Raw genomic sequence first — 14,478 nt, 5'->3', positions numbered from 1 at the left:
TTACCGATAAACAACATCATTCCGCAGAATGAGACGGCAACAATAAATTATTGGCATGACAATAAAGGCATATAACGCGCAAATAATACGTGATTAGCCCGGGCATGTATAATTTTTATTTTGTATATTATCTATAAATGCATTCAGCATAATTATCACCATTTCATTGGTATTATTTATTTTAGATTTTACTTATATCGTAACAATTGAGTCTTACCGGATCTCAGACCGCTCCTTTAGCATGAGTTCACTTCCCACCCGGAAGTTAAAACATAAAAACAGTTAAAGGAATTTCTTCATGAAAAGAAAAGTACTGGCCCTCGTTATTCCGGCTTTATTAGCCGCCGGTGCCGCGCATGCGGCGGAAATTTATAATAAAGACGGGAATAAATTAGATCTCTATGGCAAGGTAGATGGTCTGCATTATTTCTCCAGCGACTCGAAAAAAGACGGCGATCAAACTTATTTACGTTTTGGCTTTAAAGGCGAAACCCAGATCAACGATATGCTTACCGGCTATGGCCAGTGGGAATATAACGTTCAGGCCAACAACACCGAGACCTCCAGCGATCAGGCGTGGACCCGTCTGGCATTCGCCGGTATCAAAGTGGGCGATTATGGCTCCTTCGACTACGGTCGTAACTACGGCGTGCTGTACGACGTTGAAGGCTGGACCGATATGCTGCCGGAGTTCGGCGGCGACTCCTACACCTATGCGGATAACTTTATGGCAGGCCGCGCCAACGGCGTCGCAACCTACCGTAACAGCGATTTCTTCGGTCTGGTGGAGGGTCTGAACTTCGCCCTGCAGTATCAGGGTAAAAACGAAGGCCAGAACGCGCAGGATATCAACGTCGGCACCAATAACCGCAGCAGCGACAGCGATGTTCGCTTCGACAATGGCGATGGTTTCGGCCTCTCCACTTCCTACGACTTCGGCATGGGCATCAGCGCGGCGGCAGCTTACACCTCGTCTGACCGTACTAACGATCAGATGACCCAGACCAACGCGCGCGGCGATAAAGCGGAAGCATGGACCGCCGGCCTGAAGTACGACGCCAACGATATCTACCTGGCGGCCATGTACTCTGAAACCCGCAATATGACCCCGTACGGCAATGACGGCGTGGCCAATAAAACGCAAAACTTCGAAGTCACCGCGCAGTATCAGTTCGACTTCGGCCTGCGTCCGGCCATCTCCTACCTGCAGTCCAAAGGCAAAGATCTGTACAATAACGGCCGCTATGCCGATAAAGATCTGGTCAAATATATGGACGTTGGCGCGACCTATTACTTCAACCGTAATATGTCCACCTATGTTGATTACAAAATCAACCTGCTGGATGGTAACGACAAATTCTACGAAGACAACGGTATCTCTACCGATAACATCGTCGCCCTGGGCCTGGTTTACCAGTTCTGATGCGCCTGCCCGCCGGTTCCGGCGGGCTTTCCCCCACCCGCCTCGCTGCAGATAAAACAAAACGCTATATCTCGCGGACTAAAATAGCCGTCCGTTTAATGATATAGTCATGGCCAGTCAGTGCTTGCCCGAGGACGTCCATCATGCACCACCATCCGGTTAAATCTTCCCGAATTATCTCCGTCGCCTACGATGACGCCTCCGCCACCCTGGAAATCTATTTCTATCACCAGCCGCCATTACAATATACCGGGGTCCCACCGCGTATTTTTCATGATTTTTTACAGGTGGTGTCAAAAGGCCGGTATTATGACGGGGTGATCAAAGGAAAATTTCCCGAACGCAAGCTACGTTAATGTCAAAGTGTGACTGCGGTCATGATACAAAACGTGCCCTAATACCGTACAATATGAAGGGATACTTAAACAGGAGGTTTTATGAGCAGAATGATTCTTGTCCCTATCGATATCTCTGATAAAGAATTTACTGAACGCATTATCAGTCACGTTGAATCGGAAGCGCGGATTGACGACGCCGAGGTGCATTTCCTCACCGTGATCCCTTCTCTGCCCTATTATGCCTCACTGGGAATGGCCTATACCGCTGAGCTTCCCGGCATGGATGAGCTGCGTGAGGGTTCTGAAACGCAATTGAAAGAGATCGCGAAGCAGTTCTCCATCCCGGAAGACCGGATGCATTTTCACGTCGCGGAAGGATCGCCAAAAGATAAAATCCTTGCGCTGGCCAAGTCGCTGCCAGCCGACCTGGTGATCATCGCTTCGCACCGACCGGATATCACAACTTATCTGCTGGGCTCCAACGCCGCCGCGGTGGTTCGTCACGCCGAGTGCTCGGTACTGGTGGTCCGCTAACGCCGCAGCCCGCCGCCCGGCGGGCTTTTTATTTCCGCATCAGCCGCCCCCGCCTGGCTGCTCGCTGCCGAAAGTGCCGGAAAGATGCTGACATTCCGCCCCTGAATCCGTACCATACACGCCACGGTTGCCTGTCAAACCTCAATAATTGCTACGCGCCAGCGCCACGTTGTTCAGCGGCTGGCAGAATGCGTGCTCTTCTGATGCCACACTATGAATTGAGCCACTATTACATGCTGCAAAACCAAGAAATCAGTAAAAAAGAAAAGTACAACATCGATAAGCTGCAGAAACGTCTGCGCCGCAACGTCGGTGAGGCGATTGCCGACTTCAATATGATTGAAGAGGGCGACCGCATTATGGTTTGTCTTTCAGGCGGCAAGGACAGCTATACCATGCTGGAGATCCTGCGCAATCTGCAGAAAAGCGCGCCCATCTCCTTCTCGCTGGTGGCGGTGAACCTCGATCAGAAGCAGCCAGGGTTCCCGGAGCATATTCTGCCGGCGTATCTGGAGCAGCTGGGGGTTGAATACAAGATTGTCGAAGAGAACACCTACGGCATCGTCAAAGAGAAGATCCCGGAAGGAAAAACCACCTGCTCGCTGTGCTCTCGCCTGCGTCGCGGCATCCTCTATCGTACCGCCACCGAGCTCGGGGCGACCAAGATCGCCCTCGGCCATCATCGCGACGATATACTGCAGACGCTGTTTTTGAATATGTTCTACGGCGGCAAAATGAAAGGGATGCCGCCGAAGCTGATGAGCGACGACGGCAAACACATCGTCATCCGCCCGCTGGCCTACTGCCGCGAAAAGGACATCGAGCGCTTCTCCCAGGCCAAAGGCTTCCCGATTATTCCGTGCAACCTGTGCGGTTCGCAGCCAAACCTGCAGCGCCAGGTGATCGCCGATATGCTCCGCGACTGGGATAAGCGTTATCCTGGGCGCATTGAAACCATGTTCAGCGCGATGCAGAACGTGGTGCCTTCGCACCTGAGCGACGTCAATCTGTTTGATTTTAAAGGTATCACCCACGGCTCAGAGGTGGTGGATGGTGGCGATCTGGCGTTTGACAGGGAAGATATTCCCCTGCAGCCCGCCGGCTGGCAGCCGGAAGAAGAAGACGCCCGTCTCGATGAGCTGCGTCTGAACGTGGTGGAAGTGAAATAACCCTCACGCGTCTCAGGCAGCCGCCTGAGACGCACTCTCCTGCCCTTACTTCAGCAGTCGTACGCGGCAGGATTTACCTTTGATCTTGCCATTTTGTAACTGCTTATACGCCTTCTGCGCCATATTCTGGCGGATCGCCACATAGACGTGGGCCGGGTGGACGGTAATTTTGCCGATATCGGCACCATCAAAGCCCATATCCCCGGTCAGGGCTCCCAGCACATCTCCCGGGCGCATTTTCGCCTTTTTCCCGCCGTCGATACACAGCGTCGCCATCTCCGCCGTCAGCGGCGCGATGGTGTTGCCCGTCGGCGCCGGCAGCCAGTTCAGGGAAAGCTGCAGCATGTCGGCCAGAATAGTGGCGCGCTGCGCCTCTTCCGGCGCACAGAAGCTGATGGCCAGCCCTTGTTCACCGGCGCGGGCGGTACGGCCGATGCGGTGAACATGCACCTCCGGATCCCAGGCCAGCTCGAAATTCACCACCAGCGCCAGGGATTTGATGTCCAGACCGCGGGCAGCGACGTCGGTCGCCACCAGAACCCGGACGCTGCCGTTAGCGAAGCGCACCAGCGTCTGATCGCGATCGCGCTGCTCAAGGTCACCATGCAGCGACAAGGCGCTCTGCCCGGCGGCGTTGAGCGCATCGCAGACCGCCTGGCAATCGCGTTTGGTATTGCAGAACACCACGCAGGATGCCGGCTGATGCTGGCTGAGCAGGCGCTGCAGCAGGGCAATCTTACCGTGGCGGGAAACTTCAAAGAACTGCTGTTCAATCGCCGGGAGCGCGTCGACAGTGTCGATCTCAATGGTCTGCGGATTGCGCTGCACCCGGCCGCTGATCGCCGCGATTGCCGCCGGCCAGGTAGCAGAAAACAGCAGCGTCTGCCGGTCAGCCGGTGCGAAGCGGATCACCTCATCAATGGCATCGCTGAAGCCCATATCGAGCATGCGGTCCGCTTCGTCCATCACCAGGGTCTGCAGCGCGTCAAGGGAGACCGTTCCCTTCTGCAGATGATCGAGCAGACGGCCCGGGGTGGCGACGATAATATGCGGGGCATGCTGCAGGGAATCTCGCTGGGCGCCAAAGGGCTGCCCGCCGCAGAGCATCAGAATCTTGATGTTCGGCAGGCAGCGCGCCAGGCGGCGCAGCTCGCCGGCGACCTGATCGGCCAGCTCGCGGGTCGGGCACAACACCAGCGACTGGGTCTCGAAGCGCGCCGGATCGATATGCTGCAGCAGACCCAGCCCAAATGCGGCCGTTTTTCCGCTGCCGGTTTTTGCCTGCACGCGCACATCTTTCCCCGCGAGGATCGCCGGCAGGGCGGCGGCCTGAACCGGGGTCATCGACAGATAACCCAGCTCGTTAAGGTTGGCTAATTGGGCGGCAGGTAAAACAGTCAGGGTAGAAAAAGCGGTCACAATGTATTCTCGTATTAAAAGGCAGACAATCTGCAGGCGCGTATCCTCGCAGATCTCCGCGCCTGATGCGACAATTTAATCGGCTCTTCGTCAGGCGGCGGATCGGGCTGGGGCTGCGGACGCGGTCGTGGATCGGGTAAAGGAGCCGGATCGTTCGGCTCGGGCGAGATAGGGATAGACTGGGCTGTCAGCTCTGAAGCGTAATACATAGAGGCCTCCCGGAGAGTGATACGGGCGTACCCGCAGGCGTCAACGGCCAGAAACCGTCGGGTGTCTTAGTAAGGGTAGAAGCTGGTCCGGAGAGCGCAAAAAAAAGCCGACTCAACAAAGCCGGCGTCGTACGAATCAATTGTGCTATGCAGTAATTCAAAAAAGGAAGTAAGACAATATGGAGCGCAACGCCCATCGCTTGACGTTGCATTCACCTGCGAGAGAGATATTGCCCTGAATGGGTAGATGGTTTATTGATTTCGCTCAAACATTGCCGGGTTTTCCCGGCACTACAGCCGCTAAAAGGCGATTCTTTACAGCCATTTACTGCGATGTAACCACCACGCAACACCACCGATGACAACGACTAACATCAAGCAGAAAAGGCTAAACCCCAGATGCCAGCTGTTGCCAGGGATCCCGCCGAGGTTGACGCCGAACAGGCCGGTTAAAAAGGTGCTGGGTAGAAACACCATCGCCATCAATGACATGGTATAGGTCCGCCGCGCCAGCGACTCCTGCATAATCTGGGCGATCTCGTCGCTCATGATCGCCGTCCGCGCGATACAGCTGTCGATCTCATCCAGACCGCGCCCCAGCCGCTCGGCGATATCCTGCATTCGCCGCCGCTGATCGTCACTCATCCACGGCAGCCGCTCGCTGGCCAGCCGGGCATAAACGTCGCGCTGCGGCGCCATATAGCGGCGCATCACAATCAGCTGCTTACGCAGCAGCGCGAGAAATCCGCGCGGCGGCACCTGCTGATCGAGCAGGTCGTCTTCCAGGTCGATAATGCGATCGTGCAGTTGTTCGATAAACTCGCTGGCATGATCGGTCAACGCATCGCAGACCTCCACCAGCCAGCTGCCGCCGTCCGTCGGGCCATTACCTTCCTTCAGGTCGCCCAGCACATCGTCCAGCGCCAGCACTTTGCGCTGACGAGTGGAGACGATCAGCCGCTCATCCATATACAGGCGCATCGCCACCAGCTGGTCGGGCCGCTCATCGGTACTGCCGTTGATACAGCGCAGGGTGATCAGCGCCCCGTCACCGATCCGCGTCACCCGCGGCCGGGTGCTCTCCCCCGCCAGGGCATCGCGTACGTTATTGGGCAGCAACGGGGTGGCCGCCAGCCAGTCGGCGCTGTCGCTATGGGTATAGTTGAGATGCAGCCAGCAAGGCTTGTCTTTGTCGATAATATCGTCATCGGCGAGCGGCTTAACGCCCCCCTGCCCGTCGAGCACCCACGCGAAGATCGCGTCCGGTATCTGCAACTCCGAGCCTTTAATCGCGTCCACTCAACCTCCGTTAATCCATATCTGCTAAATTACGCGCCTTCTCTATAAGGTACGCGAAAGCGCGCATTCTTGCTTTTAATGACCCGGAAATACAGGCCTAGTCGCTTCATTGAAAAGCGCTTTCGCCCCCGGTCGCGGCGCTCCCCTCATTTAACGTTAAAACTTAGTGAAATCAAGTTCTTCACGATTCAACACATACAGAGCGACGTTTTGCCGTTTATTTTGCAACTTCTTGCTGTATTATGCTGTTTATTGCGTTAATTTGCGGAGTCAATGGCCATGCATAAGCTCGCCAGGCAAAAACATATTCTCGACAGGCTTAGCGAAACCGGTCAGCTGAGCATCAGCGAACTGGTTGCAGAGCTGCAGGTGTCGGCCGATACCATTCGCCGCGATCTGAGCGACCTGGAACAACAGGGCGTGCTGCAGAAAAGCCACGGCGGGGCCATCGCCCTTAACGTCCCGGCCATGACGCGCCAGGGCAGAAACGCTCTTCTCACCCAGACCAAGCAGCGCCTGGGTCAGCAGGTCGCCGCGCGCATTCCCTCTGGCTCGACGCTGTTTCTCGACGCCGGAAGCACGCTGCTGGCGGTGGCAGCCCAGCTGAAAGGGCCGTTAACCGTGATCACGGCTTCTCTGGATATCGCTCAGCTGTTCAGCGACCGTGCCGATATCCAGCTGATCCTGCTTGGCGGCCAGTGGGATAGTAAACAACGGCTGTTCGCCGGCAGCGCCACCCTGTCGCTGGTCACCCGCTACCGGGCCGATATCGCCATTCTCGGCACCTGCGCGCTCCATGCCGGGCTGGGGCTGAGCGCCAGCCAGGAAGCTGATGCCGACGTTAAACGCGCCATGCTGGCCGCCAGCGCCGAGCACTGGCTGGTGGCGGACCATACCAAACTCAACCGCTGCGAACCGTGGCGGGTGGCCGGGCTCAGCGACATTCACCATCTTTTTCTTGATCGTCCCTGGGCTGAGCTGGGGGATGATCCCGCCCTCTCTGTACATATTGCTGACGCTTAACAACGTGGAGAACCTGATGAGTAACAACACGATAAATATCGCCCTGATTGGCTACGGATTCGTCGGTAAGACCTTCCACGCGCCGCTTATCCGTTCGGTGCCGGGGCTGAACCTGGCGTTCGTCGCTTCCCGCGATGAAGAGAAGGTCAAACGCGACCTGCCGGACGTCACGGTGATCGCCTCCCCGGAAGCTGCGGTCCAGCATCCGGACGTTGACCTGGTGGTCATCGCCTCCCCTAACGCCACGCACGCCCCGCTGGCCCGCCTGGCGCTGAACGCCGGCAAACATGTGGTGGTGGATAAGCCCTTTACCCTCGATATGCAGGAGGCCCGGGAGCTGATCGCCCTGGCGGAGGAGAAACAGCGTCTGCTTTCCGTCTTCCATAACCGCCGCTGGGACAGCGACTATCTCGGGATCCGTCAGGTGATTGAGCAAGGCACCCTCGGCGCGGTGAAACACTTCGAGTCGCATTTCGACCGCTTCCGCCCGGAAGTCCGCGTCCGCTGGCGCGAGCAGAACGTCCCGGGCAGCGGCTTGTGGTTCGACCTGGGGCCGCACCTGATCGACCAGGCGCTGCAGCTATTTGGTTTGCCGCAGTCGGTGCAAGGTAACATAGCCACCCTGCGCGACGGCGCGGAGATCAACGACTGGGCGCATGTGGTATTAAACTACCCGGCGCATAAAGTGATCCTGCACTGCAGCATGCTGGTCGCGGGCGGCTCGTCGCGCTTCACCGTGCACGGCGATAAAGGTAGCGTTATCAAAGCGCGGGCCGACCAACAGGAGAGCCAGCTGCTGGCGGGCGTGGTACCGGGCAGCGCCGGCTGGGGCCAGGATGACGACCCGCTGGTTATCTATGATGCCTCGCTGCAGGCCCACGCGCAGGCTACCCCGCAGGGCGATCAGCGCCAGTACTATATGCTGATCCGCGATGCGCTGAAGGGCCAGATCGCCAATCCGGTGCCGCCGGTGGAAGCGCTGGCGGTGATGGCCGTTCTGGAAGCGGCGGTGCGCTCTGCTGAAAGTGGTATGGTGCAGACCCTGGACCTGTCCGACGACGAGCGCAACACGCTGCGCTAATCCGCCCTGTTCTCCGGTTACCTGCGCGGCCCGCAGGTAACCGCTTCTTTTGCGCCACCTTAGAAAAAATCACTATCTATCCGCAGATTAACATTGCTTTATCCTGCTCCATGGCGCAAAGCACCGCTGGAAATTTCAGCCAATTGGGAGGAGGATAGAATGCAGATCGATCGTAATGAGAAAGAGGTTGCTGACGCTGTGGACGCAGCAACCGTACTACCGGACAGGAGAAGCGCATGTATTACACGTTAGGAGATACCACTCTCCATTTTTATCGCTATCAGTGCAAATTTTACGTCGCCCACTGGGAAGGGGGTAACGTGATGAGCGAAAAATTTAAATCGTTTATCGAACAGATCACTGAGAAGACCGGGCTGGATGCGAAACGCGTCGAGACCGCCGCGCGCGATTATTTTACTAACGTGGATTAACAGGCAGTGCTGTTCGTAAGAGACAAGCTGGTGCGGTAGCCGCGCAGGCTAACCCCACCTTTCTCCGCCAGGACGCCTCGCGCCGCCTGGCGGCTTCTCTATTCTGCCAGCATTAAACGGTAGTCAGTTTTGCCAGAATGGCGGCGAAGGCGTCATTAACCTTATCGCCGGCGAGCAGTTTTTTACGCAACGTGAAGCTTCTGCCGCTGGAACGGATCAGCAGCCGGACTTTCGCATCATTATTGCTGCGTTCAACTACGGCAACATCCCGCAAGGGAATAACGTAGGTATCGGCATAGAGCCCCGGCGTAAATATCATCGACTCGCCGCTCACGCCAATCACCACCCGATTTTGCAGACGATAACCATTGCACAGCGCAACAATACCAGCGGCAATAAATACTCCGCCTATCCCCATGCCAATCATTAAAATAATGATCCCGGCGATGAGCGCCAGCGCCCCTTGGGGATAAAAGCCTGAGGCATTAAAGGTTAATAGCTGCTGGTTATCAGCCTCGCCCACTGCCGTGGTTGATCGCCAGGGCGTAAATCCGGCGTTAATCCGCGTTTGCAAGCTGAACAGACTACCCACCAGAAAGATCACGCTGGCGGGCACCATCACGATGCCGCCAACAAACGCCAGGACGATGGCCAGATAAGGATAGCGGCCAGACAGCATAATGCTGAGCGTCTGAACCACCACGGCGATAAACAGGGCAAGAACCAGCCAGGACCACATGCTGTCCACCCCACGATGGAAATTCAGTTGTCCTTCATCGAGTAATAAATTACGCGCGACAAAACAGATAATAATATTAACGAACAGGCCAATCCAGGCCAGCTTGTGAACATGCTTCATTTCATACTCCATTATGTATTTTGCTATTCCATTATCAGACATTATTAAATAAAATAGAATGCCGCCCGGATAGTAGCAAAGCCGTTGGCAAGATCAATCAAAAAGCGTGCCCCCCCCTCTCCTTTAGTTATTTTCAGATTGATATAAGCAATTAGCATACATCGTGATTATATAATCCATTATATATATTCTCAGAATTTCTTTACGCCGCATTAATATCGCCCTGCCATTCTGGAGGGCGTTGGAGATCGTCTTACCTTTATTGCGCGGATCCCGGTGCGAATTGGCAGTTATTCACGGCGCAGTCGGCGAGCCAGTCGGGTGCCCAGCGTCTGGATAAGCTGGACAATCACAATCAGCACCAGGGCGGTAGTGAGGGTGGCGAAAGCGTCGAAGCGCTGATAGCCATAGGTAATAGCCAGATCCCCGATTCCCCCGCCGCCCACTGTACCCGCCATGGCTGTGGCGCCGAGCAGACCGATGGTCGCCGTGGTGAGGGCCAGAATCAGCGATGCCGCCGCCTCCGGCAGCATAAAGTGCCAGACAGTCTGCAGCGGGGTTGCGCCCATGGCGTCCGCGGCCTCGAGGATCCCCTCATCCACCTCCAGCAACGAGCTCTCCACTAGTCGGGCAATATAGGGGGCGACAAAGACGATCAGCGGCACGATGGCTCCCGCGGTGCCGATAGTGGTGCCCACCAGCAGTCTGGTAAAGGGCAGGATCACAATCAGCAAAATGATAAACGGCAGCGAGCGCAGCACGTTAATCAGCGGATTCAGCGCCTGATGCACCACCGGGTTGGCCACGATGCCGCCGGGACGGCAAACCACCAGCACAATCCCCAGTGGGACGCCGATCAGCGCGCCAAAGCCCAGCGAGACGGCGACCATAATCAGGGTGTCATGCAGCGCCAGCAGAAACTGATCGCCGGTGATGGCGGTATCAATAAGATCAAACATGGGTGATTTTCACTCCTGCATCGACCAGATGGGTGATGGCGCGTTCGGTTTCGTCAGGCTCGCCGAGAAGCTGCACAATCATAAATCCCAGAATCCGGCCCTGAACTTCAGACATGCTGGCAAACAGGATATTCACCTCGACAGCATACTCGCGGATCAGGTGGTTAATAATCGGCTGCTGCGCCGTCGCGCCGACAAATTCGAGGCGTAAAGCCCGGGCGCCGTTATCGCGCTGCAGGAACGACGCCACCCGCTGCGGCAGGCGGTCGTGCACCACCGACTGCACGAAACTGGCAGTGACCGGATGCTGCGGCTGAGCAAAGAGATCAAAAACCGCCCCCTGTTCAACGATACGGCCCGCCTGCATCACCGCCACCTTGTGACAGATTTTCTGGATCACCGACATCTCATGGGTGATCAGTACGATGGTGATGCCATACCGACGATTAATCTCCTGCAAAAGCAGTAAGATCTGCACCGTAGTGTGGGGGTCGAGCGCCGAGGTGGCTTCATCGCACAGAAGGACCGACGGGTTGGTGGCCAGCGCCCGGGCAATACCGACCCGCTGCTTTTGTCCGCCCGACAGCTCATTAGGGTAGCTGTGGATTTTGTCGCTCAGATCGACGAACGCCAGCAGTTCCGCCACCCGCGCCTGGATAAAGGCCTTGTCGCGCCCCTGTAAAATAAGCGGGATGGCGATGTTATGAAAAACGGTTTTCGAATTCAGCAGATTAAAATTCTGAAAGATCATGCCGATATCTTTTTTGATGGCCTGCAGGCGCTGGCCGCTGCAGGCCTGTAGCGGCTCGCCGTTTAACAGTACCTCGCCCTCGCCAGGCGTTTCCAGACGATTAATCAGCCGTAATAAGGTGCTTTTTCCTGCCCCGCTGTAGCCAATAATGCCAAAAATATCGCCTCGCTCAATGCTGAGATTAATATCCTGCAAGGCCAGAACCGGATGTCCTTTCCTGGAAAAGCTTTTACTGACGTGGCGAAATTCTATCATCGCGTTATTCATTTTAAATAGTCAGGCAGCAGGTAACCATCATACTGCGGATGGCTGAGAATATATTTTTTGAACTCGGCCGAGTGGTAGCCATCGATAATATCTTTGGCAAACTGCGCCTTCTGATTTTTACCGGCGACGGTCACGACATTAATAAAATGGCTGGTAGCTGCTTCCAGCTTTAAGGCCGAGGTCAGGGACATACCGCTGGAGACGGCAAAATTGCCCTGAATCAGGCCATAGTCGACGTCCGGCAGAGCGCGAACCTGCTGGGCATTATCCATCTCTTTTAGGACAATTTTGTAAGGATTATCTACGATGTTACGCTGCGAAAAAGTGGCCGGATCGCTGTCTGGTTTAATTTTCACCCAGCCAAGGCTCTCCAGCACCAGTACCGCGCGATATTCATTTGACGGCTGGTTTGGTACCGACACGACGGTGCCCGCCGCCGGGGTCCCCAGGGTGGTCAGTTTCCCACCATACAGCCCCATCGGCGGCGTGGGAACCTGCACAATGCCCACGTTATCGATCCCCAGCCGCTCATTAATTGCTTTCAGATATACCGGATGCTGCATAATATTCGCTTCGATATCGCCGCGGGCTACCGCGTCATTCACCTGAATACCGTCGCTGAAATCCTTATATTCGATTTTATACCCTTTACTCAATAAATAGGGCGCGACGCCTTTCTCAAATTGTTCTTTATACGGCCCGGGGTTAAAGCCGACGCGGATAAGATGAGCGTCGGCGGCGGCATAAAAAGAGGTGGCCGACAACAGGGCGAGAGCGATCCCGCGAGCAACTGACTTGTTCATAAGGTATTTTCCTGGAGGGTTGGCGATATTGAACGATTAAATCACAGCCGACTGTGGGTTGTAAGCCAGAACGCCGAATTTCCTTTTGCTAATTCCTCATTAACTTTTGCTATACCGACATATCTTAAAAACAAGAATCTTTTGCGTATATTGTTATTTAGCCAGCCGCTATAAATCCCTTAAAGATGGTTAATTATTCGTGATTTAAACCGGGAATGTTATGCCTGATTTTACTGCTTCGCCGCTGGTGGACGCCCTGGAAGAGAATCTGTTCAGCCTGCTGGAAAAACTGGCCGCGGAGGTCAACACCGAAGCGCTGCCGCTGATCGATCTTTCCAGCGGCAGTCCGGATCAACCCACCCCGCCGGAAGTGATCGACTCGCTGCAGAGCGCTATTCATCGTCGTGAAAACCATGGCTACCCGTCGTTCTGGGGCAAACCACAGGTCCGCGAGGCGATCGCCCGGTTCTATCGCCGGCAGTATGATGTGGAACTCGATCCGCACAGCGAAGTCGCCGTGTTTCAGGGGTCGCATATCGGTATAGGCGGCATCCCGCGGGCGCTGCTCAGCCCCGGGCAATACCTCATCTCCACCGATCCCTGCTATCCGATTTACCGCTCGGCGGCGCTGCAGTCCCAGGCGGCGTTTTATGGCCTGCCGCTCAGGGCGGAGAACCATTTCCTGCCGGATTTTAACGATCTTCCCCGGGAAGTCGCTGACAAGGCCGGGCTGGTGGTGCTTAACTATCCGCATAATCCAACCGGCGCCCTCGCCACGCCGGCGCTGTTCGCCAGCGCGCTGCAGTTTGCTCGTCGTCACCAGGTGCCGATCCTCCATGATTTTGCCTATGCGGCCATCGGCAGCGCGGCCAGCGATGCGCCGCTGAGCCTCTTCTCCCAGCCCGACGCGAAAGCATGGGGAGTGGAAACCTATACTTTTTCCAAGACCTTTAATATGGCCGGCTGGCGCTTCGGCTTCGCGGTCGGCAACGCCTCGATTATCCGGGCGTTTAAAAAGCTGCACACCCATAGCTACAGCACGGTGTTTGGCGCGATTCAGGATGCGGCGATCGCCGCGCTCAACCTGCCGGCCGAACGGATTGCGCAGCTGACGGCGGTCTATCATCAACGTCGGGAGTGGGTTCTGCGTCGACTGGCTGCGCTGCGCTGGCCGGCGCGTGACGCACAAGGCACTTTCTTCCTCTGGCTCGGCGTGCCGCCCGGCTACCGTTCGCAGGAGTTTGCCCGCCTGCTGCTGCAGGAAGCGAATATTCTGGTGGCGCCGGGCACGGGTTTTGGCGCAGGGGGAGAAGGATTTATTCGCATCAGCCTGACCGCAGGGGACGAGGCGCTGAGCAACGCGCTGGACCGTCTTGCCCGGCTGGCGCTGTTTTAGTCCGCCACCGGGAGAAGCAAAAACGCAACCCTGGCCGTTGGGGATTACCCGGCTGACGAGTCCATCACCGACAGCACGATTTTGCCCTCAAGATGCCCCTGCGCTGCTCGCTCATGCGCCATCTGCACCTGCGCAAGGGGGAAAACGCTGTCAATTGCAACCTGGATGACCCCGGCGTCCAGCAGGTCGGCAAGCCGGGCGAGCTGCGCGCCGCTGGAGCGTACCTGGGTGGTGGAGACCGTCACTCCGCGCTGTCGCGCCTCTTCCGCCCCGGCAAAGCCGAGCGGAAAGATCGGGTACAGCGCGCCGCCGGGTCGCAGGGTACGCAAAAAACGGCCGCTGGCCGGCCCGCCCGGCGCATCAATGACCAGGTCCAGGTCACGCACCGTCTCTTCCACTGCGGTGGTTGTATAGTCGATAACGCTATCGGCGCCGAGCTGACGTAAAAAGGCTTCATGGCGGCCCGCGGCGACGGCAATCACGATGGCCAGATAAGGATAGCGGCCAGACAGCATAA

The 14,478-nt window shown here is 56.5% G+C and carries 16 protein-coding genes; 8 read left to right on the top strand and 8 right to left on the bottom strand.

All coding sequences use genetic code 11. The annotated features are described in order from the left end of the window. Positions 1-298: 298 nt before the first annotated feature. The 4 genes from ompK37 (at position 299) to ttcA (ending at position 3,464) form a co-directional block, all read left to right on the top strand. Positions 299-1,423: a porin OmpK37 gene (gene ompK37 / locus BHE81_RS04645; RefSeq protein WP_014907693.1), complete on the top strand. Its 1,125-nt coding sequence runs from the start codon at positions 299-301 to the stop codon at positions 1,421-1,423. 143 nt (positions 1,424-1,566) lie between these two features. Next, positions 1,567-1,779: a KTSC domain-containing protein gene (locus BHE81_RS04640; protein ID WP_002902432.1), complete on the top strand. Its 213-nt coding sequence runs from the start codon at positions 1,567-1,569 to the stop codon at positions 1,777-1,779. Between the two features lie 81 nt (positions 1,780-1,860). After that, positions 1,861-2,295 carry a universal stress protein UspF gene (gene uspF / locus BHE81_RS04635; protein ID WP_004140161.1) on the top strand — a complete coding sequence of 145 codons (435 nt, stop codon included), beginning with the start codon at positions 1,861-1,863 and terminating at the stop codon, positions 2,293-2,295. A 233-nt stretch (positions 2,296-2,528) separates the two neighbouring features. After that, complete coding sequence (gene ttcA, locus BHE81_RS04630; protein ID WP_002902422.1) at positions 2,529-3,464, top strand: tRNA 2-thiocytidine(32) synthetase TtcA; 936 nt, start codon at positions 2,529-2,531, stop codon at positions 3,462-3,464. A 45-nt stretch (positions 3,465-3,509) separates the two neighbouring features. Here ttcA and dbpA read toward each other — a convergent pair whose 3' ends face one another. From dbpA to zntB, 3 genes are all read right to left on the bottom strand, one after another. Further along, positions 3,510-4,883, bottom strand: a complete 1,374-nt coding sequence (gene dbpA / locus BHE81_RS04625) for an ATP-dependent RNA helicase DbpA (protein WP_004151591.1) — start codon at positions 4,881-4,883, stop codon at positions 3,510-3,512. 14 nt (positions 4,884-4,897) lie between these two features. Further along, positions 4,898-5,074, bottom strand: a complete 177-nt coding sequence (locus BHE81_RS29005; RefSeq protein WP_303632692.1) for a hypothetical protein — start codon at positions 5,072-5,074, stop codon at positions 4,898-4,900. Positions 5,075-5,407: 333 nt separating this feature from the next. Then, positions 5,408-6,391, bottom strand: coding sequence for a zinc transporter ZntB (gene zntB / locus BHE81_RS04620; RefSeq protein ID WP_004148192.1), 984 nt, complete (start codon positions 6,389-6,391; stop codon positions 5,408-5,410). 279 nt (positions 6,392-6,670) lie between these two features. Between zntB and BHE81_RS04610 the strand changes: the two genes are divergently transcribed. The 3 genes from BHE81_RS04610 (at position 6,671) to BHE81_RS04600 (ending at position 8,926) form a co-directional block, all read left to right on the top strand. Next, a complete protein-coding gene (locus BHE81_RS04610; protein WP_023302015.1) occupies positions 6,671-7,414 on the top strand; it encodes a DeoR/GlpR family DNA-binding transcription regulator in 744 nt (247 codons plus the stop codon). After that, positions 7,377-8,495: an oxidoreductase gene (locus tag BHE81_RS04605; RefSeq protein ID WP_023302016.1), complete on the top strand. Its 1,119-nt coding sequence runs from the start codon at positions 7,377-7,379 to the stop codon at positions 8,493-8,495. The genes BHE81_RS04610 and BHE81_RS04605 overlap by 38 nt, the downstream gene beginning before the upstream one ends. 236 nt (positions 8,496-8,731) lie before the next feature. Continuing rightward, positions 8,732-8,926, top strand: coding sequence for a hypothetical protein (locus tag BHE81_RS04600; protein WP_004176404.1), 195 nt, complete (start codon positions 8,732-8,734; stop codon positions 8,924-8,926). A 112-nt stretch (positions 8,927-9,038) separates the two neighbouring features. Here BHE81_RS04600 and BHE81_RS04595 read toward each other — a convergent pair whose 3' ends face one another. From BHE81_RS04595 to BHE81_RS04580, 4 genes are all read right to left on the bottom strand, one after another. Further along, on the bottom strand, positions 9,039-9,785 hold the full coding sequence (locus tag BHE81_RS04595) for a hypothetical protein (protein ID WP_019705261.1): 747 nt from the start codon (positions 9,783-9,785) through the stop codon (positions 9,039-9,041). Between the two features lie 290 nt (positions 9,786-10,075). Beyond that, positions 10,076-10,744, bottom strand: a complete 669-nt coding sequence (locus BHE81_RS04590) for a methionine ABC transporter permease (protein ID WP_004892563.1) — start codon at positions 10,742-10,744, stop codon at positions 10,076-10,078. After that, on the bottom strand, positions 10,737-11,750 hold the full coding sequence (locus BHE81_RS04585) for a methionine ABC transporter ATP-binding protein (protein ID WP_004152912.1): 1,014 nt from the start codon (positions 11,748-11,750) through the stop codon (positions 10,737-10,739). Before BHE81_RS04585 ends, BHE81_RS04590 begins: the two co-directional genes overlap by 8 nt. Before the next feature lie 8 nt (positions 11,751-11,758). Next, entirely contained in the window at positions 11,759-12,565 is an 807-nt protein-coding gene (locus tag BHE81_RS04580) for a MetQ/NlpA family ABC transporter substrate-binding protein (protein ID WP_002902393.1), read from the bottom strand. Positions 12,566-12,785: 220 nt separating this feature from the next. Between BHE81_RS04580 and BHE81_RS04575 the strand changes: the two genes are divergently transcribed. Beyond that, positions 12,786-13,961 carry an aminotransferase class I/II-fold pyridoxal phosphate-dependent enzyme gene (locus BHE81_RS04575; RefSeq protein ID WP_023285056.1) on the top strand — a complete coding sequence of 392 codons (1,176 nt, stop codon included), beginning with the start codon at positions 12,786-12,788 and terminating at the stop codon, positions 13,959-13,961. Positions 13,962-14,005: 44 nt separating this feature from the next. Here BHE81_RS04575 and BHE81_RS28580 read toward each other — a convergent pair. After that, positions 14,006-14,478, bottom strand: a 473-nt coding sequence (locus BHE81_RS28580) for a zinc-binding dehydrogenase (protein ID WP_228268701.1), incomplete at its 5' end; no start/stop codon positions are given.

The sequence above is a fragment of the Klebsiella sp. AqSCr genome (genome assembly GCF_008452795.1).
In the GTDB taxonomy this organism is placed as follows: domain Bacteria; phylum Pseudomonadota; class Gammaproteobacteria; order Enterobacterales; family Enterobacteriaceae; genus Klebsiella; species Klebsiella pneumoniae.
The sequence above is the reverse complement of the archived record's forward strand: the minus strand, read 5'-3'. Positions and strand labels throughout refer to the sequence as shown.

Bases quoted from the DNA above. Each gene is read 5' to 3' on its own strand.
- ompK37 (WP_014907693.1), top strand. From the start codon at position 299: ATGAAAAGAAAAGTACTGGCCCTCGTTATTCCGGCTTTATTAGCCGCC.
- BHE81_RS04640 (WP_002902432.1), top strand. From the start codon at position 1,567: ATGCACCACCATCCGGTTAAATCTTCCCGAATTATCTCCGTCGCCTAC.
- uspF (WP_004140161.1), top strand. From the start codon at position 1,861: ATGAGCAGAATGATTCTTGTCCCTATCGATATCTCTGATAAAGAATTT.
- ttcA (WP_002902422.1), top strand. From the start codon at position 2,529: ATGCTGCAAAACCAAGAAATCAGTAAAAAAGAAAAGTACAACATCGAT.
- BHE81_RS04610 (WP_023302015.1), top strand. From the start codon at position 6,671: ATGCATAAGCTCGCCAGGCAAAAACATATTCTCGACAGGCTTAGCGAA.
- BHE81_RS04605 (WP_023302016.1), top strand. From the start codon at position 7,377: ATGATCCCGCCCTCTCTGTACATATTGCTGACGCTTAACAACGTGGAG.
- BHE81_RS04600 (WP_004176404.1), top strand. From the start codon at position 8,732: ATGTATTACACGTTAGGAGATACCACTCTCCATTTTTATCGCTATCAG.
- BHE81_RS04595 (WP_019705261.1), bottom strand. From the start codon at position 9,785: ATGAAGCATGTTCACAAGCTGGCCTGGATTGGCCTGTTCGTTAATATT.
- BHE81_RS04590 (WP_004892563.1), bottom strand. From the start codon at position 10,744: ATGTTTGATCTTATTGATACCGCCATCACCGGCGATCAGTTTCTGCTG.
- BHE81_RS04585 (WP_004152912.1), bottom strand. From the start codon at position 11,750: ATGATAGAATTTCGCCACGTCAGTAAAAGCTTTTCCAGGAAAGGACAT.
- BHE81_RS04580 (WP_002902393.1), bottom strand. From the start codon at position 12,565: ATGAACAAGTCAGTTGCTCGCGGGATCGCTCTCGCCCTGTTGTCGGCC.
- BHE81_RS04575 (WP_023285056.1), top strand. From the start codon at position 12,786: ATGCCTGATTTTACTGCTTCGCCGCTGGTGGACGCCCTGGAAGAGAAT.